The organism is Stenotrophomonas sp. GbtcB23 (genome assembly GCF_019091045.1).
Taxonomy (GTDB): domain Bacteria; phylum Pseudomonadota; class Gammaproteobacteria; order Xanthomonadales; family Xanthomonadaceae; genus Stenotrophomonas; species Stenotrophomonas rhizophila_A.
Genome location: NZ_JAGXKC010000036.1, coordinates 1 through 23061 on the forward strand (window position 1 = coordinate 1; position 23061 = coordinate 23061).

Here is a 23061-nt window from a genome sequence, read left to right on the forward strand (position 1 = left end):
CCTCGTCTCTCATACCTTGGGTTATCTGTCTTGCCACGGGTCACCTCGATGCTTGGATTGATCCTATCGAGTGTCCAACCGGATTAGACCACCTCAACCCATCCATGGGGGCTTGGCAAAAACATCCATGTTTTTGACAGTCCCGTACCCCCGCACCCGGCGACCCCTGGACGGTGGGTCGGTGGCCACGGGGAAGCGGCGTATACCCCTCTGAGCGGTCTTCCCCCCGATTCAGTTAGCATGGCTCCGCTGCCGCTGGCGCCTTGCTTGTCATGGCTGCCGGTGGCGTTCCCTTGAGGATGACGCGGAATGGAAGCTTTGATTGTCCTGGCGGTACTGGTGCTGTTGGCCGTGCCGGTGTTGCTGATCGTGGCATTGGTGATGATTTCCGGGCTGCGCCGCAGGGTGGCTGCCTTGGAGCAGGCACGTAGCGACAGTGCCCAACCGGCGGCCCAGCCGGCGGTGAGTGCTGCATGGGAAGAGCGCCCTTATGCGCCGGCCCCGGTAGCTGCGCCGGCGCCTGCCCCTGAGGTGCCGCTGACCGACCCAGAGCCGGTGCCCGAGCCGTTTGCTGCGGCTGCGCGGGTTGCGCCGCCGCCGCTGCCCTCCGCTGCTGTCTCCGAACCCGAACCCTTCGTGCCGCCGCCGCCGCGTGGGCCGGACCTGGGCGAGCGGATCGTGGGGACGATCAAGCGCTGGTTCACCGAGGGCAACGTGCCGGTCAAGATCGGCATGCTGGTGCTGTTGGCGGGTGTTGCGGCGCTGCTGAAGTATGCGAGCGACCAGGGTTGGCTCAATGCGCCGATCGAGCTGCGGCTGGCGGCGATTGCAGCCGGGGCGCTGGCGGGGCTGGTGTTCGGCTGGGTGCAGCGCGAGCGCCGGCGGATGTTCGCGCTGGCGTTGCAGGGCGGTGCGATTGGCATCCTGCTGCTGACGATCTTCGCGGCGTTCAAGCGCTATGACCTGATCGATCCGGGTATCGCATTCGCGCTGAGCATCGTGCTGATTGCGGGCATGGGGGTGCTGGCGGTGGTGCAGAACTCTCGCACGCTGGCAGTGCTGGGTATCCTGGCCGGGTTCATGGCGCCGATCTGGCTGTCCACCGGCAGCGGCAACCATGTGGCGCTGTTCTCGTACTACGCGGTGCTCAATGCGGCCATCCTCGCCATTGCGTGGTGGCGTCCGTGGCGTGCGCTCAACCTGCTGGGTTTTGCGTTTACGTTTGGCATCGGCACCACGTGGGGGGTGCTGCAGTACAACGCGGACAAGTTCGCCAGTACCGAGCCGTTCCTGCTGCTGTTCTTTGCGTTCTATCTGCTCATTCCGATCCTGTACGCACGCCGCCAGCCGGCGGAGAAGCGCGATCTGGTCGATGGAAGCCTGGTGTTTGGCACGCCGCTGATCGCGTTCTCGCTGCAGGCGGGCATGCTGCATGACGACCGGCTGCTGCTGGCGCTGTGCGCGCTGGGGGTGGCGGCGTTGTACGCGGGCCTGGCGTGGGCGCTGATCCGGCGGCCGCGCTATGCGGCGCTGGGTCAGTCGCATGCGGTGCTGGCGGTGGGCTTTGCCACGCTGGCGGTGCCGTTGGCGTTGTCGGCACGTGCCACGGCCAGTGTGTTCGCGCTGGAAGGCGCGGCGCTGGTGTGGCTGGGCCTGCGCCAGCAGCGCCTGCTGCCGCAGATCGCCGGCGCGCTGCTGCAGCTGGGTGCTGCGTTCGGCTTCGTGGTGGGGGCCGATTACTGGTTCAACGACGCCACGGCCATCGCCAACCCGACCTTCATGAGCGGGTTGCTGCTGGCGCTGGCCGGGTTTGCGTCGGCCTTCAGCTACCGCCGTGCCGGCCGCGACGCACCGGCCATCGTGTACTACCTGTGGGGCCTGTTGTGGTGGCTGGGTGGCGCCGGCCATGAGACCACACGCTTCGTTGCGTTCGACAGCCGCCCGGATGCGTTGCTGGTCGTGGTGGCCGTCACCGCATGGATCGCGGCGGAGGTGCACCGGCGCATGCCGGCGCGCGCGCTGGTGTTGACCACGCTGGCGATGCTGCTGTGCGCGTTCCCGCTGGCGCTGTGGCAGGTGGACATCCACCGCCAGCCCTTCGCCGGATATGGCGCGCTGGCCTGGACGGTGTTCGCGGTGCTTGGCGTGCGCAGCCTGTGGTGCCTGCGCGGTGGCCAGGACCGTGCGGCGGTGGCGGCGCAGTTCATCTGGTGGCTGCTGTGGCCGACAGTGCTGTCTTTGGCTGCGTCGTGGCTGGCCGACCGCTTCGAGCTGGCCCAAGGCTGGGCGCTGGCGGCGACGCTGCTGCCGTGGCTGGCAGTGGTGTTCATCGCGCTGCAGCGCTGGCGCTGGTTGACGGTGCCGTTGGGCGAGCGCTTCAACGTGGCGCGCCCTGCGTTGCAGTGCACGCTGTTTGCGGTGCTGGGGCTGGCGTGGGTCGGCTTCCTGTTTGCCCCGGGCGCGGCGTGGCCGCTGCCGTGGGTACCCGTGTTCAACCCGTTGGAGCTGGCGCAGCTGGCCGTGCTGGCGTTGCTGGCGCGGTGGCTGTGGCGCGGCGATGCGCCCGCAGCACTGCAGGCACGCCGCGTGCCGCTGCTGGCGCTGGCCGGCTTCATTGCGCTGACCAGCATCACCCTGCACGCCGTGCACCATTGGGGCGGGGTGTCGTGGAACGGGCGGCTGTGGTCGTCCACGCTGGCACAGACCAGTTTGACGGTGGTGTGGAGTGTGCTCGGCGTGATCAGCTGGGTGTGGGGTTCGCGCCGCGGGCAGCGCGCCCTGTGGCTGGTGGGTGCGGTGCTGATGGGCGTGGTGCTGGCCAAGCTGGTGCTGATCGACCGGCAGCACCTGGGCAACCTGCTTGGTATTTCTTCCTTCATCGCCTACGGCCTGCTGTGCACGGCCGTGGGTTATCTGGCGCCGGCGCCGCCGCGGGCGCCGGACCCCATCGTGGAGCCGCAGCCGTGACCCTTCTTCATCGTGTAATCGCCATCGTGTCGCTCGCCGTGGCCACGCCCGCGCTGGCGGCCGATGCGCGCCAGGACTTCCGCGAGCAGTGGCCGCTGCAGCTGTCTGCCGCGCAGGCCGGTGCCTACCGGCTGATGCTGGGCGAGGCGCAGTACCGCAGCGCGGTGTCGCCCCAGTTGGCCGATGTGCAGGTGTTCAATGCTCGGGGCCAGGCCCTGCCGTCGGCGCTGTTCTCGGCCGACCAACCGCTGGCGCAGGCGGCCGAATGGCAGGCGCTGCCCTGGTTCCCGCTGCCGGCGCAGGGCGGTAGCGGCGGCGACGATCTGCAACTGCTGACCGAACGCAACACCGATGGCAGCGTGCGCCGCGTGGAAGCCCGCCTCGGCCGCAGCGTGGGCAACGCATCGCCGGGTGGCTGGCTGGTCGACGCCAGCGCGCTGCGCACCGGCGTGCAGGCCCTGCGCCTGGATTGGGAGGCGCCGCAGGCGCTGCAGGTACGCGTGCGCGTGGATGCCAGCGACGACCTGCGCGACTGGCAGCGCGTGGCCGACGACGTGCCGCTGGTGGATCTGCAGCACGACGGCCGCCGGCTGCAGCAGCGCCGTATCGAGATCGGCCGCGAAGCAAAGTACTTCCGCATCGTGCCCACCGGCGGCGATGCGCTGCCCGCGCTGTCGGCGGTGCAGGCCGAACGCGTGGCCACGGCGCAGGCGATCGCTTGGCAGTGGCGCGCGCTGAGCGGTGCCGCCGGCAAGCCGGGGGAGTTCGAATACACCCTCGATGGCCGCTTCCCGATCGCGCAGGTGGACATCGCCACGCCGGACAACAGCGTGGTGCAGTGGACCCTGCTCAGCCGCGACGATGCCAACCAGCCCTGGCAGGTCCGCGCAGGGCCGTGGGTGGCCTACCAGCTGCAGGACACCGACGCGCGCCGGCAGTCGCAGACCCAGTCGCTGGCCGTGCCCACGCGGGACCGCTTCTGGAAGCTCACCGCCGCGCAGGGCACGGCGGCGATGCCGGCGCCCACCTTGAAGCTGGGCTACCAGCCCGAGGCGCTGGTGTTCCTGAGCCAGGGCGAGCCGCCCTACAGCGTGGCCGCCGGCAGCGTGCGCGCCGCGCGTCTCGATGCCCCGGTGGGCACGGTCATCGCACGCCTGCGCGAGCAGCAGGGCGCGCAGTGGCAACCGGCGCTGGCCACGGTGCAGGGCGCCGCGCAGCCGCTCGGCGGCGACGCGGCCGTGCAGCCGGTACGCGACTGGAAGCGCTGGCTGCTGTGGGGCCTGCTGGTGCTGGGCGTGCTCATCGTCGGCGGGTTCGCGGCCAGCCTGCTGCGACAGGCTGGCCGCGCCAGGGAGTGACGACCAACGGTCGTCACCTACCTGTCGGTTTCCCGTTGCGACCGTTGGTCGTTACGCGCCGAGGGGCCGTTACAATGGGCGTCTGCGCCGTGCGCGGCGCCCTTTCCTTTTCCGCCAAAGAGTTGCTGCCCCATGTCCATCGTTCGCATGACCGACCTCGACCTTTCCGGCAAGCGCGTGCTGATCCGCCAGGACCTGAACGTGCCGATCGAAAACGGCCGCATCACCTCCGAGCAGCGCATCACTGCATCGCTGCCGACGTTGAAGCTGGCGCTGGAAAAGGGCGCGGCGGTGATGGTGGCCTCGCACCTGGGCCGCCCGCAGGAAGGCGTCTGGAGCGAAGCCGAGTCGCTGGCCCCGGTGGCGCTGCGCCTGTCGCAGCTGCTGGGCGTGAACGTGCCGCTGGTGCGCGATTGGGTCGACGGCGTGGACGTGGCCCCGGGTTCGATCGTGCTGCTGGAAAACTGCCGCATGAACGTGGGCGAGGGCAAGGATGACGAAGCCCTGTCGCGCAAGTACGCCGCGCTGTGCGATGTGTTCGTGATGGATGCCTTCGGCACCGCGCACCGCGCCCAGGCCTCCACCCACGGCGTGATCCGCTTCGCCCCGGTCGCCGCCGGTGGCCCGCTGCTGATGGCCGAGCTGGACGCATTGGCCAAGGCACTGCTCGCCCCGGCCCAGCCGCTGCTGGCGATCGTGGCCGGCAGCAAGGTCAGCACCAAGCTCGAGCTGCTGGCCAACCTGGTCGGCAAGGTCGACCAGCTGATCGTGGGGGGCGGGATCGCCAACACCTTCATCGCCGCCGCCGGCTATCCGGTGGGCAAGTCGCTGTACGAGCCGGACCTGCTGGAGACCGCGAAGAAGATCGTGGCCGATGCCAAGGCACGTGGCGCCGATATTCCGCTGCCGACCGACGTGGTGGTGGCCAAGCAGTTCCTCCCGGATGCCGAAGCCACCGTCAAGGCGGTGGCTGACGTGGCCGAAGACGACCTGATCCTGGATATCGGCCCGCAGACCGCCCAGCACTACGCCGGGTTGATCGCCAAGGCCGGCACCGTGGTCTGGAACGGCCCGGTCGGCGTGTTCGAATTCGACGCCTTCAGCCACGGCACCCAGGCGCTGGCCCAGGCCATCGCCAGCTCGCCGGCGTTCTCCATCGCCGGTGGCGGCGACACCCTGGCTGCGGTCGACAAGTACGACATCGCCGACCAGGTCAGCTACATCTCCACCGGCGGTGGCGCCTTCCTCGAGTTCCTCGAAGGCAAGACCCTGCCGGCCGTGGCCGCGCTCGAAGCCCGGGGCAACTGATGGCAATGGCATCGGGGGTGGCGCCGACTGGGCGCCACTTCGATGAACGCCGGGACACGCTGTTCTTCGACCTCGACGGCACCCTGATCGACTCTGCGGTGGGCATCACCCAATGCGTAGCGCATGCGCTCACCCGGATGGGGCGCCCGGTGCCGCCGCAGGAAGAACTGCGGCGCTGGATCGGCCCGTCGCTGCGCACCAGCTTCGCGCCGTTGTTCGCCGATCCGGCCCAGGTGGAGCAGGCGGTGACGTATTACCGCGAACGCTTCGACGTGGTCGGCTGGCGTGAGCACGAGGTCTACCCGGGCATCGGCCAGGTCGTCCAGGCGCTGCACGCCCGCGGCCACCGGCTGGCGATCGTCACCGCCAAGAACGAGCCGCATGCGCGGCGCATCGTCGAGCACCTGCCGTTTGGCGCGTGCTTCGAGGATGTCATCGGCGCCACCCCGGACGGCAGCCGCAGCGAAAAGCCCCAGCTGGTGGCCGAAGCGCTGCGGCGGCTGATGCTGCCGGCGGCGCAGTGCTGGATGATCGGTGACCGGCGCATGGATATCGAAGGCGCGCGCCACCACGGCATGCGCAACATCGGCGTGCTGTGGGGCTTTGGCGGTGCCGAAGAACTGCAGGCGGCGGGCGCGGAGCACCTGGCCGCGACCCCCGATGCGCTGCTGTCGTTGATCGATTGAACATCGCGGCGGCGCTCCGTACGCCGCCGCATGTCGTGACCCGGTCTGGTCCTGTCTTGAGCGGTCCGGATGGACTGTCTGCAGGACATCGGCGAAACCCAGACGCGACAATGCTGTAAACGTATTCATGGGACGTGAAGGGTGTGCTAATTTCAATCCTTTCCCGGGAGCCCTTTAACCATGATTGAGCGTCAGCGCCGTACGAAGATCCTTGCCACCCTCGGACCGGCAACCGACCCGCCGGGCGTGCTGGAGGATCTGTTCCGCGCCGGCGTGAACGTGGTCCGCCTCAACTTCAGCCACGGTGACCCGTCCGGCCAGGCCAAGCGCGCCGCCGACGTGCGCGCCGCCGCACAGCGCGTGGGCGTGGAAGTGGGCATCCTGGCCGACCTGCCGGGCCCGAAGATCCGCATCGAGCGTTTCACCGAAGGCAAGATCCACCTCAAGGCGGGCGACCGCTTCGACCTGGTCGCCTCGGCCAATGCGCCGGCCGGCGACACCACCCAGGTGGGCGTGAGCTACCTGGGCCTGCCGCAGGACGTGGTGGCCGGTGACGTGCTGCTGCTCGACGACGGCCTGATGCAGCTGCAGGTGGTTGAAGTGCAGGGCGAGCGCATCGTCAACACCGTGCTCAACGATGGCGTGCTGTCCGACCGCAAGGGCCTGAACAAGCAGGGAGGTGGCCTTTCGCTGGGCGCGCTGACCGAACGCGACAAGGAGCTGATCGGCATCGTGGCCAAGATCGGCGTGGATTTCATCGCCGTGTCCTTCTGCCGCAACGCGCAGGACATGAACGATGCCCGCGCCATCGCCGAATCGCACGGCTGCTACGCCGCGCTGGTCTCCAAGATCGAGCGCACCGAAGCCATCGAGAACCTCGAAGAAATCGTCGACGCCAGCGATGTGGTGATGGTGGCGCGCGGTGACCTGGGCGTGGAAATCGGCGATGCCGAACTGCCGGGCCTGCAGAAGAAGATCATCAAGGCCTCGCTGGCCCAGAACAAGGTGGTGATCACCGCCACCCAGATGCTGCAGTCGATGGTCGAAAGCCCGATCCCGACCCGCGCCGAAGTGCTGGACGTGGCCAACTCGGTCATCGACGGTACCGATGCGGTGATGCTGTCGGCCGAAACCGCCGCCGGCGCCTACCCGGTGAAAGCCGTGGAAGCCATGGCGCGCATCTGCCTGGGTGCCGAACGCCAGTTCCAGACCGAAACCGATTTCGGCGCCTCGCCGCGCAACCTGGAACGTGCCGACCAGGCCATCGCCATGGCCACCATGTTCCTGTCCCAGCACGTGGGCGTACGCGCGATCGTGGCGATGACCGAATCCGGTGGCACCGCCCGTTACCTGTCGCGCTTCCGCGCCTCGGCCCCGGTGTTCGCGGTGACCCGCCACGACGGTGCCCGCCGCCAGATGGCGCTGATGCGCGATGTGTTCCCGATCAACTTCGACAGCCGCGGCTTCACACCGCGCGAAGCCGCACGCGGCAGCATCCGCCTGCTGGTGGAAGCCAACCAGCTGCAGGCCGGCGACCGCGTGGTGTTCACCAGCGGCGAGCACATGGAAACCCATGGCGCCACCAACACCCTGCGCCTGCTGGAAGTAGGTGATGACGGCCGCGCCAGTGGCTTGGGCGACCTGTAAGGAACGCCGGACGCTGGGTCGCACGCCGACCCAGCGGTCCACCCGTTCACATTGAAAGCGCTTCCATCCCCCATGAACGGCCAGTTCACGGGAGGGGACCGCTATAATCGTGTTTTTCCCGCACCCGCCACAGGAAATACATGAGCATCGAACAGCTGGCCGAAACCGCCCAGGCCATGGTCGCCCCGGGCAAGGGCATCATCGCCATCGACGAATCCACCGGTACCATCGCCAAGCGCTTCGCCAGCGTGGGCATCGAGAACACCGAAGAGAACCGTCGTGCCTACCGCGAGCTGCTGCTGACCACGCCGAAGCTCAACGAGCATATTTCCGGCGCGATCCTGTACGACGAAACCATCCGCCAGTCCACCAAGGACGGCGTGCCGTTCGCCAAGTACATGGCCGACAACGGCATGATCCCGGGCATCAAGGTCGACAAGGGCGCCCATCCGCTGGCCGGTTGCCCGGGCGAGATGGTCACCGAAGGCCTCGACGGCCTGCGTGAGCGCCTGCAGGAGTACTACAAGCTGGGTGCGCGTTTCGCCAAGTGGCGTGCGGTGATCAACATCGGCGAAAGCATTCCGTCGGGTACCTGCATCGAGTCCAACGCCCATGCGCTGGCCCGTTACGCCGCGCTGTGCCAGGAATGCGGCCTGGTGCCGATGGTGGAGCCGGAAGTGATCATGGACGGCGACCACGACATCGAAACCTGCTACGAAGTCACCGAAGCCACCCTGCGTTCGCTGTTCGACGCGCTGTACCAGCAGAACGTGCTGCTGGAAGGCACCATCCTGAAGGCCTCGATGGTCATCTCCGGCAAGGGCTGCGAAGAGCAGGCCGACGTCGAGGAAGTGGCTGAGTCGACCGTCATGTGCCTCAAGAGCACCGTGCCGGCGATCCTGCCGGGCGTGGTGTTCCTGTCCGGCGGCCAGGGTGATGAGCAGTCCACCGCGCACCTCAACGCCATGAACCAGATGGGCAACCTGCCGTGGCCGCTGAGCTTCTCCTACGGCCGCGCCATGCAGCAGGCCGCGCTGAAGCTGTGGGCCAAGGACACCAAGGCCAACGTCGCCAAGGCACAGCAGACCGTGTACGACCGCGCCAAGGAAAACGGCCAGGCTGCACTGGGCAAGTGGAACGGCTGATCCCGCCGACCGCATGAAATGGAAAAAACGCCGGCGCCATGCCGGCGTTTTTTTATCGGCACCCCAACGGCTCTACAAGGAGTTTTCATGCGAGCAGGATGGACCTGGCTGTTCCTGTTGTTCCCCGCCACCGCAGCCAATGCCGCGGCGCGGGACTTTGATGTACTGCATTACGACCTCGCCCTTGTGCCGGACATCGCGCGCAGGCAGGTGACCGGCCAGCAGACCGTGCAGCTGCGCTCGGAACGCCCCGGGCTGTCCGAAATCCAGCTCGACAGCGGCGAGCTCAAGATCAACTCGGTCGGCATGAACGGGCGGCCGCTGCGCTTCCAACAGCAGCAGGCAACCGTCACCATCTTCTTTGACGCACCGCTCAAACGCGACGAACAGGCAGCACTGCAGATCACCTACAGCGGCACGCCGGCGTACGGCCTCGAATTCGCCCCCGGGCGCAGCGAGGTCTACACCATCTTCTCCACCAGCCAGTGGATGCCCTCGGTGGATGCACCCGATGAGCGCGCCACGCTGTCGCTGTCGGTGACGTTGCCCAACGATCTGCTTGCCACCGGCAGCGGTCGCACGCTGCCCGCACGTACGCTCGCCGACGGCCGCATCGAACACCGCTGGCGGCTGGATACGCCGATGCCCGGCTACGTGTATGGGTTTGCCGCAGGCCGTTACCAGCAGGTCCGCGCACGACACGGCGACACCGCGCTGCGCTTCCTGTCCGCCGAACGCTCGCCCGGGCAGCTGCAGGCGATCTTCGCGCGCACCGGTGACATGCTCGATTTCTTTGCCGCGCGTGCAGGCCTGCCTTATCGCGGCGACTACGAACAGGCGCTGGTGGCCGACACCATCGGCCAGGAAATGGCCGGGCTGTCGCTGATGTCGGAGGCGTACGGGCAGGAAGTGCTGGACGACCCGGACCACGTCGCCCTGATCGCCCACGAAGCCGCCCACCAGTGGTGGGGCAACCGGGTGACGTGCATCGGCTGGGAGCACTTCTGGCTCAACGAAGGTTTCGCCAATTTCATGACCGCCGCCTACCTGCAGCAGGCGCAGGGCGAAGCGGCGTACCAGGCGCAGGTGCAGCGCTGGCGCACGCGGGTGGAGGCGCTGCGTGCCAAAGGCGCCGACCACGCGCTGGTGTATGGGAGCTGGAAGGCGCCTACCGGTGATGACCGCGCCGTGGTGTACCAGAAGGGGGCTTACGTACTGCACCTGCTGCGCGAGGCGTTGGGTGAAGAAGCGTTCTGGCGTGGCATCCGCGAGTACACCCGCGCACATGATGGAAAGAGCGTGGAGACCGCGGATTTCCAGCAGGCGATGGAACACGCAGCAGGGCGTTCACTGCAGCCGTTCTTCAACGAATGGGTATATGCGCCAACGCCCGTCCGGCCTACGGTGCTGCAGCTGGAAGCTCCATCCCAGCAGCCAGCGGCGGCAACGGCCCCGCCACCTCCACCGGTTGCCCCAGCGCCGCAAGCGCCTGCTGGTACACCTTGAAGGTCGCGGCGTTATAGGCCACCAGGATGATCCGCTGCGGTTCGCGGTGCGAACGCTGCCACGTCAATGTCTCGGTGGCCGCGATATGCGCGGCCTGGTGCAGCGGGTAGCCGAACACGCCGCAACTGATCGCCGGGAACGCGATCGACGTCAGGCCCAGTTTCTCGGCCAGCTGCAGCGATTTCCAGTAGCAGTTGGCCAGCAGCGCCGGCTCATCGCGCAGGCCGTCCTGCCACACCGGGCCCACCGTGTGCAGCACGTGCTTTGCCGGCAGGTTGTAGCCGGCCGTGGCGCGCACTTCACCCGTCGGGCAGCGCATGCCCGGGCGGATCTCCGGCAACGCCGCACACTCGGCCAGCAGCTGCGGGCCGGCCGCGCGATGGATCGCCCCATCCACGCCACCCCCGCCAAGCAGGGACTCGTTGGCCGCATTGACGATCGCATCCACCGCCAGGGTCGTGATGTCGCCCTGCCACACTTCGATCTTCATGCGTGCCGCTCCTTCTATACCGGGTCCATACAACGGGATGACTGCCGCCTCACACGCTAGCGGCCAGGGCATCTAGGCTGCGTCATCGTCGTCTCAGGCAGTGCGACCCGGCGGGCACCGCCCAACACCGCTACCTTGCGGCGGGCTGGCTTCACGGCAGATGAAGGTCGCGTTGGAAACGAAAACGCCCACCGCAGCGGTGGGCGTCACGTTCAGCCAAGGCAGCCGGTTCAGGGGGTGCCGGCCAGCCACTCGTCGTCGGAGCCTTCGTTGATGTCGGCAAACAGCGGCGTGGAGAAGTAGCGCTCGCCGGTATCGGGCAGCATCGCCAGCAGCACGCTGCCGGGCGCCGCCTTGGCCGCCACATCCAGCGCGCTGGCCACCGTGGCACCGGCCGAGATGCCGACGAAGATGCCTTCCTCGGCCGCCAGCCGGCGCGACGTTTCAATGGCGCGGGCGTCGTCGATGCTCAGCAGTTCGTCGTAGACCTCGCGGTTGAGCACGTCCGGCACGAAATCCGGGGTCCAGCCCTGGATCTTGTGCGGCTTCCACTCTGCGCCGCCCAGCAGCGCCGCGCCTTCCGGTTCGGTGGCGATGATGCGCGTTTCCGGGCGGGCCACCTTCAGCACCTCGCCCACCCCCGTGAGGGTGCCGCCGGTACCCCAGCCGGTCACGAAGTAATCCAGCCGCGTGCCGGCGAAGTCACGCAGGATCTCGGCTGCCGTGGTGTTGCGGTGGTAGGCCGGGTTGGCCGGGTTGGTGAACTGGCTGGCCAGGAACCAGCCATGTTCCTCGGCCAGCTCGCGGGCGCGCTTGACCATGCCCGAGCCGCGCTCGGCGGCCGGGGTCAGGATCACCTTGGCGCCGTAGGCGCGCATCAGCTTGCGGCGCTCGATCGAGAAGGTCTCCACCATCGTGGCCACGAACTTGTAGCCGCGCGCGGCGGCCACCATGGCCAGCGCCACGCCGGTGTTGCCGGAGGTGGCCTCCACGATGGTGTCGCCAGGCTTGAGCACCCCGCGGGCTTCGGCGTCCAGGATGATCGCAAGCGCCAGGCGGTCTTTCACCGACCCGCCGGGATTGAACGACTCCACCTTCGCGTACAGGGTGACGTGGTCGGGGGCAATGCGGTTCAGGCGCACCACCGGGGTATTGCCGATGGTGTCCAGGATCGAGTTGTACAGGGCCATGGGAATGCTCCACGGAAGAGGGATGACGGGTTCCGCCAGACCGTAGCGCCGGCATATGAGCGCGCGAAATGACCTGATTACCTTCATAAACAACATTTGGTTATAAGCTGGTGACGGCAACTGCCTTACAGTCGGCTTGACCCCCTTCCTTCCTGCTGCGCGCACGCCCATGACGCTGACCCAACTCCGTTACCTGGTCGCCATTGCCGACGCCGAGCTCAACATCACGCTGGCGGCCTCCCGGGTGCATGCCACCCAGCCCGGGCTGTCCAAGCAGCTCAAACAGCTCGAAGATGAACTGGGCTTCCTGCTGTTCGTGCGCAAGGGCCGCAGCCTGGAAGCGGTGACCCCCGCCGGCGTGGAAGTGATCGGCCGCGCCCGCGCAGTGCTGTCCGAAGCCAACAACATCCGCACCTACGCCGCCAACCAGCGCCGCGAGAGCCAGGGCCAGCTGATCCTGACCACCACCCACACCCAGGCAAGGTTCGTGCTGCCGCCGGCGGTGGCGCGCATCAAGCAGGCCTACCCGCAGGTCAGCGTGCACCTGCAGCAGGCCGCCGAAAGCGATGCGCTGGATCTGCTCAGCCAGGGCGATGCGGATATCGCCATCATCAGCACCGCCGGTGCCGAACCCACCGCCGGCATCGCCATTCCGCTGTACCGCTGGCGCCGGCTGGTGCTGGTACCGCGCGGCCATCCGCTCGACCGCCCCGGTGCCGCCCCGGACCTGCAGGCGCTGTCGACCCAGCCGCTGATCAGCTACGAATCCTCCACCCGAGGCAGCTCCTCGCTGCAGCGCGCCTTCGCTGCCTCCGGGCTGACCCCGGACATCGCGCTGACCGCGCTGGATGCGGACCTGATCAAGACCTACGTGCGCACCGGTCTGGGCGTGGGCCTGCTGGCCGAAATGGCGGTCAATGCCGGCGATGAAGACCTGCGCTCGTGGCCGGCGCCGGCGCCGATCGACGAATGCATCGCCTGGGCGGTGCTGCCGCGCGACCGCGTGCTGCGCGACTACGCGCTGGAACTGGTGCACGTGCTGGCCCCGCAGATCGACACCCGTGACCTGCGCCGGGTCATCGACGGCAACCAGGAGGCTGACTGGCCGTTGCCGCCGACGTGGGAATCGTTGACGCAGACCATTACGGTCTAGGGGCTTCGGTTTCGGTTGGGTTAAACGCCGGTGGGAAGGTGCGCGTCGCCGTTGTGTCGGCTCCGGGTACTTGGGCCGCGCTGCGCGCGGTGTCCGGCCAACGGCCGGGGCTACGAATTCATACGGGCCCAAAAGGATCGGGATCAATCAACCAACGGCGCCGCAAACCCTCGGTAGCGCCGGCCGTTGGCCGGCCCTCTGCGACGGTTGGTCGCACGGAAGGCCGGGGCCCACACGGACCGAGGGCGCTACCATGGGGGGGTGAACCGCCGTCGCCGCCCGTTTGCCGCCCTGTTGCAGCTCGCCTTCGTGGCGACGCTGCTGATGGCGTTGGCGCCACTGGTCAGCCGCTGGCAGCAGGCGCAGGGCCCGTCGGTGATGCTGATGCCCGGTGGCATGGCGCACGTGATGCCGCCGCATGAAATGAACCTGCAGGCGATGCCGGCGCATGACATGGCGATGCACCACATGTCCATGCACGACATGTCAGGGCATGCCGCCGCAGTGGCCGACACTGAACCCGCTGCCCCCATCGACCCGCATGCCGGCCATGGCGAGGCCTGCGAATACTGCATGATGGCCTCGCGCCTGATGCCGTGGCTGGCAGTGCTGATCGTCCTGCTGCCGGCGCTGCCAGTCATCGCGCCACCGGTGCTGCGCACCGTCGCCGCGCCGCGCAGCCTGCGCTGGCCTGCCCACGCCGCGCGTGGTCCCCCGCTTCACGCCTGAAACCGCCCCTTCATTTCCTGCTGCGCGACGCCGTGATGGCGCCGCGCGCCTGTGCGTTTTCCGGAGTTCCAGCATGAAGCTTTCCTCCCGCAGCGCGGGCGCACTGACGCGCCTGTCTGTTTCCCTGTCGCTTGCCCTGGCCGCGCTGCCGCTGCAGGCCGCCGAGCGCGACGACGCGCGCACCCTCGACACCCTGGTGGTCACCGCCAGTGCGCCCTCGTCGCCGCTGCACTGGGTCACCGACCCGCGCCTGCCGCGCCAGCCGGTGCCGGCAAGCGACGGTGCCGATTACCTCAAGACCGTGCCCGGCTTCACCGCCATCCGCAACGGCGGCACCAATGGCGACCCGGTGCTGCGCGGCATGTTCGGTTCGCGCCTGAACATCGTCAGCAACGAAGGCAACCTGATCGGTGCCTGCCCCTCGCGCATGGACAACCCGCTGTCCTACATCGCCCCGGAAACCTTCGACCGGCTGACCATCATCAAAGGCCCGCAGAGCGTGCGCTGGGGTGCCGGCGCTTCAGCGGGCACGGTGCGGTTCGAACGCGATATCCCGCGTTTCGACGCCCCGGGCATCGACCTGGACGCCAGCGCGCTGGTCGGCTCGCGCAACCGCAACGACCAGGTGCTGGACCTCACCGCCGGTGCCTCGCAGGGCTACGTGCGCGTCAACGGCAATCGTTCCGAAGCCGATGACTACAAGGACGGCAATGGCGAGGTGGTGCCGTCCAAGTGGCGCAAGTGGAACAGCGATGTCGCCGTGGGCTGGACCCCGGATGCCGACACCATGCTGGAGCTCTCCGCCGGCACCGGCGATGCCATCGCGCGCTACGCCGGGCGTGGCATGGATGGCGCCGCGTTCAAGCGCACCAGCTACGCCGCGCGCTTCGAACGCGACAACCTGCCCGGCGCGTGGGACAAACTGCAGGCCAACGTCTACTACAACGACGCCGACCACGTCATGGACAACTACACCCTGCGCGAGCCGAACCCGGCCAGCAGCATGCCGATGCCCATGGCCTCGAATGTCGATCGCCGCACCACCGGCGGGCGCATCGCCTCCGAATGGCGCTGGCAGGACATCGCCATCGTGGCCGGCGTGGACGCGCTCGACAGCCGCCACCGCAGCCGCAACGGCATGGGTCGCAACACCTACAAGCTCACGCCGTGGTCGACCGATGCACGCCAGAAGAACCAAGGGGTTTTCACCGAAATCACGCTGGGCGAAGGCACCGCGCAACGATGGGTGAGCGGACTGCGCATCGACCGCGCCGAGGTCACCGACGAGCGAGCCACCACCGGCATGATGGCGATGCCGAACCCGACCGCCGGGCAGCGCCGCCGCCAAGACCTGGGCAGTGGTTTCCTGCGTTTCGAGCGGGACATCAGCAGCGCGCTGACCACCTGCGCCGGTATCGGCCACAGCGAACGCATGCCCGATTACTGGGAGCTGTTCTCGCCTGACATGGGGCCGGCCGGCAGCATCAACGCTTTCAGCGCGGTGCAGCCGGAGAAAACCACCCAGCTCGACATCGGCCTGCAGTACCGGGATGAGCGGGTCAACGCATGGGTCTCGGCGTATGCCGGGCGCCTCCAGGACTACATCCTGTTCACCTACCGCGACGGCGGCATGATGGGCAGCACCACCCAGGCCACCAACATCAATGCGCGGATTGCCGGTGCCGAAGCGGGCGCCGAGGTCGCGCTCGGGCAGGGCTGGAAACTCGGCGGCACGCTGGCGTACGCATGGGGCGAAAACCGCACCGATGGCGGCGCACTTCCGCAGATGCCGCCGCTGGAAGCACGCCTGAGCGCAGGCTGGGAAGGCGCGCGCTGGAATGCAGGTGCACTGGCTCGCGCAGTGACCCGCCAGCACCGCGTCGCGCCGGGGCAGGGCAACGTGGTCGCGCGTGACCTTGGCCCAAGCGCAGGCTTCGCCACGCTCGCGCTCAACGCCGGCTACCGGATCAGCGACGCCCTGCAGCTCAGCGCAGGCGTGGACAACCTGTTCGATCGCGCCTACAGCGAGCACCTCAACCTCGCCGGCAGCGCCGATTTCGGCTTCCCCGCCGATCCGGTGCGCATCAACGAACCCGGCCGCACGGTCTGGATGAAGGTGAACTACCGGTACTGAGGCAACGATCAAGCGCGTTGGTCGGCGCTTCCGCACGATGGTGTGCACTTCAACGGCCGCATGCATGAAACCGTCGGGAGGTGGGCGGGTACCCCCATCCGGGACTGTCAAAAACATGGATGTTTTTGCCAAGCCCCATGGATGGGTTCACGGCGTGTCCCGGATGGGGGTACCCGCCCGCCTCGGCGCGGATGAATTGAAACGCCGGCTCTTCGCGATCATCCAGGCTCCGGGCGCGACGCAATCCGACATGCGCTGACACATGCCGTTACATGCCCCGAAGGCCCCAGCACGAAAGGGGTTGCGCGTGTCACCGGGCGATGTGAAGGTGCCGGTAAACGCTTGGCACATATGCCTGACGCAGGCGGTGGCTACACTTGCCGGTCGTGGAACATCAAGGGCTGTACTTCATGTCGGGACGCATCACCGCACGCATCATTGCCGGCCTCGGCCTGGCCATCCTGGCCGGGTGTGGCAGCAAGGACCAAGCCGCCCGCCGGCAGGCCGAAGTCGTGCCGGTGACCACCCAGGTCGTGCAGACCTCCGCCTGGAGCGACACCCTGCAGGCACTGGGCACCGCCAAGGCCCGCGAATCGGTGACCATCACCGCCAAGGTCAGCGAAATCATCGACACCGTGCACTTCGACAGCGGCCAGCAGGTGTCCGCCGGCACCCCCCTGGTGACCCTGCGCGGCCAGGCCCAGGAAGCCGCCCTGCTGCAGGCCCAGGCCACCTTTGCCGAAGCCGACCAGTTGTACAAGCGCCAGCGTGAACTGGCTGCCCAGCAGCTCGTCGCCAGTGCCACCCTCGACACCCAGCGCGCCATCCGCGATGCCGCCGAAGCCCGCGTGCGCGAAATGCAGTCCGACATCGGCGACCGCCGCGTGCGTGCACCGTTTGCCGGCGTGCTCGGCATCCGCCAGGTCAGCGAAGGGTCGCTGGTCACCCCCACCACCGTCATCGCCACCCTCGACGACATCGAACGCATGCACGTCGATTTCCAGGTGCCCGAAGCCGAACTGGCCTCGCTGGCCAAGGGCGACAAGGTCAGCGCCACCAGCGTGGCCTACCCCGGCCGCACCTTCGAAGGCGACGTGGCCACCATCGATACCCGCGTCGATCCCGGCACCCGCGCCGTCACCGTGCGCGCCGACTTCATCAACGCCGACCACGCCCTGCGCCCGGGCATGCTGCTCGACGTGCGCATGTTCCGTCCCGAACGCCAGGCGTTGGTCATTCCCGAAATCGCCGTGGTCCAGGTCGGCCGCGATTCATTCGTGTTCCGCGTCAAACCCGACCACGTGGTCGAGCGCGTCGACGTGGTCAGCGGCGCGCGCCGCTCCGGCGTCGTTGAAATCCGTGAAGGGCTCAAGGCAGGCGACCGCATCGTCGTCGACGGCACCGGCAAGCTCCGTCCCGGCCTGAAGGTCAACGACACCGCCGCACCGGCCGCAGCGCCCGTGGGCAGCGCCGGATGAAACTCTCCAACATCTCCATCCAGCGGCCGGTGTTTGCCGTGGTGATGAGCCTGCTGCTGGTCGTGCTGGGCATCATGTCGTTCACCCGCCTGACCCTGCGCGAGCTGCCCGCGATCGACCCGCCGATCGTCTCGGTCTCCGTCGATTACACCGGTGCCTCGGCGGCCGTCATCGAAAGCCGCATCACCCAGGTGCTGGAAGACGCCCTGGCCGGCATCGAAGGCATCGACACCATCAACGCGCGCAGCTCCAACGGCCGCGCCCAGGTCAGCATCGAATTCACCTCCAACCGCGATATCGAAGCGGCCGCCAACGACGTGCGCGACGCCGTCAGCCGCGTCGCCGACCGCATGCCCGAAGAGGCGCGCCCGCCGGAAATCGCCAAGGTCGAGAGCGACGCCGACCCGATCATCTGGTTCAACATGACCTCTTCCAGCATGAACACGCTGGAGCTGAGCGATTACGCCGACCGCTACGTGGTCGACCGCTTCTCCAGCCTGGATGGCGTGGCCCAGGTCCGCATCGGCGGCCGCCAGCGCTATGCCATGCGCATCTGGCTCGACCGCGACCAGCTCGCCGCGCGCGGCCTGACCGTGGGCGACGTGGAAACCGCGTTGCGCAACGAAAACGTCGAACTGCCCGCCGGCCGCATCGAATCGGCCGACCGCGACTTCACCCTGCGGGTGGAGCGCAACTACGTAAAGCCGGAAGACTTCGCCACCATCCCGCTCGGCAAGGGCGCTGATGGCTACGTGGTGCGCATGGGCGACGTCGCAAAGATCGAACTGGCCTCGTCCGAACGCCGCGCCTACTACCGCAGCAACGGCGAGCCCGGCATCGGCCTGGGCATCGTCAAGACCTCCACCGCCAACTCGCTGGACGTCGCCCGCACCGCCCGCGCCGAAGCCGAGCGCGTCGGCCAGACCCTGCCCGAAGGCACCCACATCTTCGTGGCCTTCGACAACACTACCTTCATCGAAGCCGCCGTCGACCGCGTGTACGCCACGCTGGTCGAAGCCATGCTGCTGGTGCTGGCGGTGATCTGGCTGTTCCTCGGCAGTTTCCGCGCCGCGCTGATTCCTGCGGTGACCGTGCCGGTGTGCCTGGTGGCCGCCTTCATCGCCCTGTATGCGTTCGGCTTCTCGATCAACCTGCTGACCCTGCTCGCACTGGTGCTGTGTATCGGCCTGGTGGTGGACGATGCCATCGTCGTGGTCGAAAACGTACAGCGACGCATCGACCTGGGCGAGCCGCCGCTGGTGGCGTCCAAGCGTGGTACCGCGCAGGTGGCCTTCGCGGTCATCGCCACCACGGCCGTGCTGGTTGCCGTGTTCCTGCCGGTCGGTTTCCTCGAAGGCAACACCGGCCGCCTGTTCCGCGAACTGGCCGTGGCCCTGGCCGCAGCCGTGGCGCTGTCGGCGTTCGTGTCGCTGACCCTGACCCCGATGATGGCCTCCAAGCTGCTCAAGCCGCACACCGGCCAGCCGCCCAAGGGCCTGCACGGTTTCATCAACCGCAACCTCGACCGCGTCTCGGCATCCTACGGGCGCGTGCTCGACGCCCACGTCGGCAAGATCTGGATCTACGTCGTGGTGATGCTGCTGTCGCTCGCCGCCAGCGCACTGCTGTTGAAGGTGCTGCCGTCCGAACTCGCCCCGGCCGAAGACCGCGGTTCGTTCCAGATCATGATCGACGGCCCCGAGGGCGCCGGCTACGACTACACCGTGGGCCAGGTGCAGGAAGTGGAAAAGGTCGTGGCCGGGTACGTCGGCGCGGACATGCCCATCGTGCGCGCCAACCCGCGCGTGCCCGGCGGCTTCGGGGCCAGCGAGGAAATGCACACCGGCCGCATCAGCGTCTTCCTGCAGCCGTGGCGCGAACGTTCCACCGCCACCCCCGACGTGGCCGCCGAACTGCAGAAGGACCTCGACGGCATCCGCGGCGTGCGCGTGCGCACCCAGGTCGGCGGCGGCCTGGTCCGCAGCCAGGGCCAGCCGTTCCAGATCGTGCTTGGGGGCCCCGAATACGCTGAAATCGCGCAGTGGCGCGACCGCATGCTCGAGCGCATGGCCGACAACCCCGGCCTGGTCGGCCCGGATTCGGATTACAAGGAAACCCGCCCGCAGATGCGCGTGAACATCGACCGCCAGCGCGCGGCCGACCTGGGCGTCTCGGTCACCGCGATTGGTTCGGCGCTGGAAACCATGATGGGCTCGCGCCGCGTCACCACCTTCGTCGACAACGGCGAAGAGTACGACGTGCTGGTCCAGGCCGGCCGCGAAGGCCGCGCGTCGCCCGACGACCTGGCCGCCATCCGCGTGCGCGCCACCAATGGCGAACTGGTGCCGCTGTCCAACCTGGTCACGCTCAGCGAAGTGGCCGAAGCAGGCAACCTCAACCGCTTCAACCGCCTGCGCGCGATCACCATCACCGCCGGCCTGGCCCCGGGCTACCCGCTCGGCGAGGCCATCGCCTGGGCCCAGCAGACCGCACGCGAAGAACTGCCGCAGCACGCGCAGATCGACTGGAAGGGCGAATCGCGCGAATACCAGAACGCCGGCAGCGCGGTGCTGCTCACCTTCGCGATGGCGCTGCTGGTGGTGTACCTGGTGCTGGCCGCGCAGTTCGAAAGCTTCATCCACCCGCTGGTGATCATGCTCACCGTGCCACTGGGCGTGCTCGGCGCCCTGCTGGGCCTGTACGTGAGCGGGGGCACCATCAACCTGTTCAGCCAGATCGGCATCGTGATGCTGGTGGGCCTCGCGGCGAAGAACGGCATCCTGATCGTCGAATTCGCCAACCAGCTGCGCGACGAGGGCCGCGACGTGCACCGCGCCATCGTCGAATCGGCGATGGTGCGCCTGCGTCCGATCCTGATGACCTCCATCGCCACCGTGGTCGGTGCGATCCCGCTGGTCGTCGCCGGCGGCCCCGGTTCGGCCAGCCGCGGCACCATCGGCATCGTGGTGATCTTCGGCGTCACCGTCTCCACCTTCCTGTCGCTGTTCGTGGTCCCGGCGTTCTATTCGCTGCTGGCCCCGTACACGCGCTCGCCGGAAGCCGTGGCCCGCGAGCTGGAAAAGCAGGAAGCCGACACCCCGTCGGTCGGTGGCCATGCTTGACCGGCCGCTGCGGCTGGAAGGCCCCGGATTCGTGCTGCGCCCTTGGCGCAGCGACGATCTGGAGGCGCTGCTGCGGCATGCCAACGACGAGGCGGTCTCGCGCGGGCTGCGCGACCGCTTCCCGTACCCGTACACCCGGGAAGACGGCGAGGCCTTCCTCGGCGGCCGGATCCTGGCCCCGGAGACGCTCAACCTGGCCATCGAGATCGACGGCGCCGCCTGCGGCAGCATCGGCGCCCAACCGGGCGTCGCCGAACGTGGGCACACCGCCGAACTGGGCTACTGGCTGGGTCGCGCATACTGGGGGCAGGGCTGGATGACCCGCGTGGTAGGCCTGTTCGCCCCCTGGGTGATGGACGAGCTGCGCCTGTTCAGGCTGCAGGCCGAAGTGCTGGATTTCAACGAAGGATCGGCCCGCGTGCTGCTCGGCAACGGGTTCCAGGAAGAAGGAACGGCCCGCTGCGCCGTGTTCAAGCGCGGCCAGCTGCACGACCTGCGGCGGTTTGCCAGGGTCCGCACCCCGTAAATCGGCCCTATCGGGCTGGCGCTCGATGATGGAGAATCGACCGGTCCCTTCCAGCCGACGGGACGTCCTTCATTTTCCGCCGACTGGAGAGAGCGCGTGGAAGCAGTAGTTGAATTCATCAATGGCATCATCTGGAGCAAGGCACTGATCTTCCTGTGCCTGGCGGCCGGCCTGTTCTTCAGCGTGCGCACCCGCTTCATGCAGTTGCGTGGCTTCTTCGAAATGTGCCGGCTCACCGTGCAGGGCGAGAAGTCCGACGCCGGCGTGTCCTCGTTCCAGGCCCTGGCCATGTCCATGGCCGGCCGCATGGGCATCGGCAACATCGCCGGCGTGGCCACCGCCATCGCCTTCGGCGGCCCCGGTGCGATCTTCTGGATGTGGGTGATGGGCTTCCTTGGGGCGTCCACCTCGTATGTCGAGTGCACCCTGGCGCAGATCTACAAGACCAAGGATGCCGACGGCCGCTACCGGGGTGGCCCGGCGTACTACATCGAAAAGGCCATGGGCCTGAAGTGGTACGCAATGGCCTTCGCCATGGCCACGATCGTGGCTGCCGGTTTCCTGATGCCGGGCGTGCAGGCCAATGCGATTGCCGACAGCATCATCAACTCCTGCCGTGGCGGCGCCCTGTGCGGACCGCTGGATGGCCAGTTCATGGGCATGGAATCGGTGCAGGCGCTCAAGCTCGGCATTGGCATCGTCGTGGCCCTGCTGCTGGGCGTGGTGATCTTCGGCGGCGTCAAGCGCATCGCCAACTTCGCCGAAGTGGTGGTGCCGTTCATGGCCGCCGGCTTCATCCTGATGGCCATCGTCATCATGATCCTCAACTACGAGCGCGTGCCGGACATGTTCCGTACCGTGTTCAGCAGCGCCTTCGGCGCCCACGCCGCGTTCGGCGCGATGATGGGCCTGGCGGTGGAGTGGGGTGTCAAGCGCGGCATCTACGCCAACGAAGCCGGCCAGGGTACCGGCCCGCACGCGGCTGCGGCCTCGGAGGTCTCGCACCCGGCCAAGCAGGGCTACGTGCAGGCCTTCGCCATCTACTTCGACACCATGATGGTGTGCACCGCCACCGCCTTCCTGATCCTGGCGGCCGGCACCTACAACGTGTACTCGCCCACGCCGGGCGCCGAACCGGTGTTCGCCGGCCTGGCCGGTGTGGCCGAAGGCGCGGGCTACGCACAGGCTGCGGTGGAAACCGTGCTGCCGGGCTGGGGCTCGGGCTTCGTGGCCATCGCGATCTTCTTCTTCGCCTTCACCACCATCATGGCCTATTACTACATGGCCGAAACCAACCTCAGCTACCTCAACCACAACCGCAAGCGCCCGCTCACCGTGCTGGCGCTGCGCCTGGGCATCATCGGCATGGTGGTGTTCGGCGCCTTCCACAACGCCAAGATGGCGTGGGCGCTGGGCGACATCGGCGTGGGCCTGATGGCGTGGTTGAACATCGTCGCGATCCTGATCGTGCAGAAGCCGGCCCTGATCGCCCTGCGCGATTACGAGCGCCAGAAGAAGCTCGGCCTGGATCCGACCTTCGACCCCGATGCCCTGGGCATCAAGAACGCCGATTTCTGGCGTCACCGCAAGCTGGAGCAGTCCCGTAGTGAATGATCCCTGGA

Annotated in this window: 17 protein-coding genes; 15 read left to right on the top strand and 2 right to left on the bottom strand. The window is 67.9% G+C overall.

Features of this window, described 5'->3' with window-relative positions:
* The first annotated feature begins 309 nt into the window (after positions 1 to 309).
* The 7 genes from KVS69_RS14225 to KVS69_RS14255 all read left to right on the top strand — a co-directional run bounded on the left by KVS69_RS14225 (position 310) and on the right by KVS69_RS14255 (position 10617).
* Positions 310 to 2967 carry a DUF2339 domain-containing protein gene (locus KVS69_RS14225; RefSeq protein ID WP_217538639.1) on the top strand — a complete coding sequence of 886 codons (2658 nt, stop codon included), beginning with the start codon at positions 310 to 312 and terminating at the stop codon, positions 2965 to 2967.
* A complete protein-coding gene (locus KVS69_RS14230; RefSeq protein ID WP_345776812.1) occupies positions 2964 to 4325 on the top strand; it encodes a DUF3999 domain-containing protein in 1362 nt (453 codons plus the stop codon). Before KVS69_RS14225 ends, KVS69_RS14230 begins: the two co-directional genes overlap by 4 nt.
* A 132-nt stretch (positions 4326 to 4457) precedes the next feature.
* A complete protein-coding gene (locus tag KVS69_RS14235) occupies positions 4458 to 5633 on the top strand; it encodes a phosphoglycerate kinase (RefSeq protein WP_217538640.1) in 1176 nt (391 codons plus the stop codon).
* Positions 5633 to 6319, top strand: coding sequence for an HAD hydrolase-like protein (locus KVS69_RS14240; RefSeq protein WP_254622197.1), 687 nt, complete (start codon positions 5633 to 5635; stop codon positions 6317 to 6319). Before KVS69_RS14235 ends, KVS69_RS14240 begins: the two co-directional genes overlap by 1 nt.
* 180 nt (positions 6320 to 6499) lie before the next feature.
* Positions 6500 to 7966: a pyruvate kinase gene (pyk, locus tag KVS69_RS14245; RefSeq protein ID WP_217538641.1), complete on the top strand. Its 1467-nt coding sequence runs from the start codon at positions 6500 to 6502 to the stop codon at positions 7964 to 7966.
* A gap of 140 nt (positions 7967 to 8106) precedes the next feature.
* Positions 8107 to 9111 carry a class I fructose-bisphosphate aldolase gene (locus tag KVS69_RS14250; RefSeq protein WP_217538643.1) on the top strand — a complete coding sequence of 335 codons (1005 nt, stop codon included), beginning with the start codon at positions 8107 to 8109 and terminating at the stop codon, positions 9109 to 9111.
* 87 nt (positions 9112 to 9198) lie between these two features.
* Entirely contained in the window at positions 9199 to 10617 is a 1419-nt protein-coding gene (locus KVS69_RS14255) for a M1 family metallopeptidase (protein WP_217538645.1), read from the top strand.
* On the opposite strand, the gene KVS69_RS14260 is transcribed toward KVS69_RS14255, so the two are convergent.
* Both KVS69_RS14260 and cysK read right to left on the bottom strand, forming a co-directional pair.
* Positions 10511 to 11107, bottom strand: a complete 597-nt coding sequence (locus KVS69_RS14260; RefSeq protein ID WP_068853846.1) for an O-acetyl-ADP-ribose deacetylase — start codon at positions 11105 to 11107, stop codon at positions 10511 to 10513. The genes KVS69_RS14255 and KVS69_RS14260 overlap by 107 nt on opposite strands.
* Positions 11108 to 11337: 230 nt before the next feature.
* A complete protein-coding gene (gene cysK, locus KVS69_RS14265) occupies positions 11338 to 12297 on the bottom strand; it encodes a cysteine synthase A (RefSeq protein ID WP_217538647.1) in 960 nt (319 codons plus the stop codon).
* A 169-nt stretch (positions 12298 to 12466) separates the two neighbouring features.
* On the opposite strand from cysK, the gene KVS69_RS14270 reads away from it, so the two are divergent.
* The 8 genes from KVS69_RS14270 (at position 12467) to KVS69_RS14305 (ending at position 23053) form a co-directional block, all read left to right on the top strand.
* Positions 12467 to 13450, top strand: a complete 984-nt coding sequence (locus KVS69_RS14270) for a LysR family transcriptional regulator (RefSeq protein ID WP_068853844.1) — start codon at positions 12467 to 12469, stop codon at positions 13448 to 13450.
* 324 nt (positions 13451 to 13774) lie between these two features.
* Positions 13775 to 14179, top strand: coding sequence for a DUF2946 domain-containing protein (locus KVS69_RS14275; protein ID WP_095363668.1), 405 nt, complete (start codon positions 13775 to 13777; stop codon positions 14177 to 14179).
* 73 nt (positions 14180 to 14252) lie between these two features.
* Entirely contained in the window at positions 14253 to 16313 is a 2061-nt protein-coding gene (locus tag KVS69_RS14280) for a TonB-dependent copper receptor (RefSeq protein WP_217538648.1), read from the top strand.
* Between the two features lie 115 nt (positions 16314 to 16428).
* The gene (locus KVS69_RS14285) at positions 16429 to 16572 is read left to right on the top strand and encodes a hypothetical protein (protein WP_217538649.1); all 144 of its coding nucleotides are present in this window, start codon (positions 16429 to 16431) and stop codon (positions 16570 to 16572) included.
* A gap of 151 nt (positions 16573 to 16723) precedes the next feature.
* The gene (locus KVS69_RS14290; RefSeq protein ID WP_217538650.1) at positions 16724 to 17791 is read left to right on the top strand and encodes an efflux RND transporter periplasmic adaptor subunit; all 1068 of its coding nucleotides are present in this window, start codon (positions 16724 to 16726) and stop codon (positions 17789 to 17791) included.
* A complete protein-coding gene (locus tag KVS69_RS14295) occupies positions 17788 to 20913 on the top strand; it encodes an efflux RND transporter permease subunit (RefSeq protein WP_217538651.1) in 3126 nt (1041 codons plus the stop codon). Before KVS69_RS14290 ends, KVS69_RS14295 begins: the two co-directional genes overlap by 4 nt.
* Positions 20906 to 21439 carry a GNAT family protein gene (locus tag KVS69_RS14300; RefSeq protein ID WP_217538652.1) on the top strand — a complete coding sequence of 178 codons (534 nt, stop codon included), beginning with the start codon at positions 20906 to 20908 and terminating at the stop codon, positions 21437 to 21439. Before KVS69_RS14295 ends, KVS69_RS14300 begins: the two co-directional genes overlap by 8 nt.
* Before the next feature lie 96 nt (positions 21440 to 21535).
* Positions 21536 to 23053, top strand: a complete 1518-nt coding sequence (locus tag KVS69_RS14305; protein WP_210130952.1) for an alanine/glycine:cation symporter family protein — start codon at positions 21536 to 21538, stop codon at positions 23051 to 23053.
* Positions 23054 to 23061: the final 8 nt, after the last annotated feature.

Bases quoted from the DNA above. Each gene is read 5' to 3' on its own strand.
- KVS69_RS14225 (WP_217538639.1), top strand. From the start codon at position 310: ATGGAAGCTTTGATTGTCCTGGCGGTACTGGTGCTGTTGGCCGTGCCG.
- KVS69_RS14235 (WP_217538640.1), top strand. From the start codon at position 4,458: ATGTCCATCGTTCGCATGACCGACCTCGACCTTTCCGGCAAGCGCGTG.
- KVS69_RS14240 (WP_254622197.1), top strand. From the start codon at position 5,633: ATGGCAATGGCATCGGGGGTGGCGCCGACTGGGCGCCACTTCGATGAA.
- pyk (WP_217538641.1), top strand. From the start codon at position 6,500: ATGATTGAGCGTCAGCGCCGTACGAAGATCCTTGCCACCCTCGGACCG.
- KVS69_RS14250 (WP_217538643.1), top strand. From the start codon at position 8,107: ATGAGCATCGAACAGCTGGCCGAAACCGCCCAGGCCATGGTCGCCCCG.
- KVS69_RS14255 (WP_217538645.1), top strand. From the start codon at position 9,199: ATGCGAGCAGGATGGACCTGGCTGTTCCTGTTGTTCCCCGCCACCGCA.
- KVS69_RS14260 (WP_068853846.1), bottom strand. From the start codon at position 11,107: ATGAAGATCGAAGTGTGGCAGGGCGACATCACGACCCTGGCGGTGGAT.
- cysK (WP_217538647.1), bottom strand. From the start codon at position 12,297: ATGGCCCTGTACAACTCGATCCTGGACACCATCGGCAATACCCCGGTG.
- KVS69_RS14270 (WP_068853844.1), top strand. From the start codon at position 12,467: ATGACGCTGACCCAACTCCGTTACCTGGTCGCCATTGCCGACGCCGAG.
- KVS69_RS14275 (WP_095363668.1), top strand. From the start codon at position 13,775: ATGGCGTTGGCGCCACTGGTCAGCCGCTGGCAGCAGGCGCAGGGCCCG.
- KVS69_RS14280 (WP_217538648.1), top strand. From the start codon at position 14,253: ATGAAGCTTTCCTCCCGCAGCGCGGGCGCACTGACGCGCCTGTCTGTT.
- KVS69_RS14285 (WP_217538649.1), top strand. From the start codon at position 16,429: ATGGATGTTTTTGCCAAGCCCCATGGATGGGTTCACGGCGTGTCCCGG.
- KVS69_RS14290 (WP_217538650.1), top strand. From the start codon at position 16,724: ATGTCGGGACGCATCACCGCACGCATCATTGCCGGCCTCGGCCTGGCC.
- KVS69_RS14295 (WP_217538651.1), top strand. From the start codon at position 17,788: ATGAAACTCTCCAACATCTCCATCCAGCGGCCGGTGTTTGCCGTGGTG.
- KVS69_RS14300 (WP_217538652.1), top strand. From the start codon at position 20,906: ATGCTTGACCGGCCGCTGCGGCTGGAAGGCCCCGGATTCGTGCTGCGC.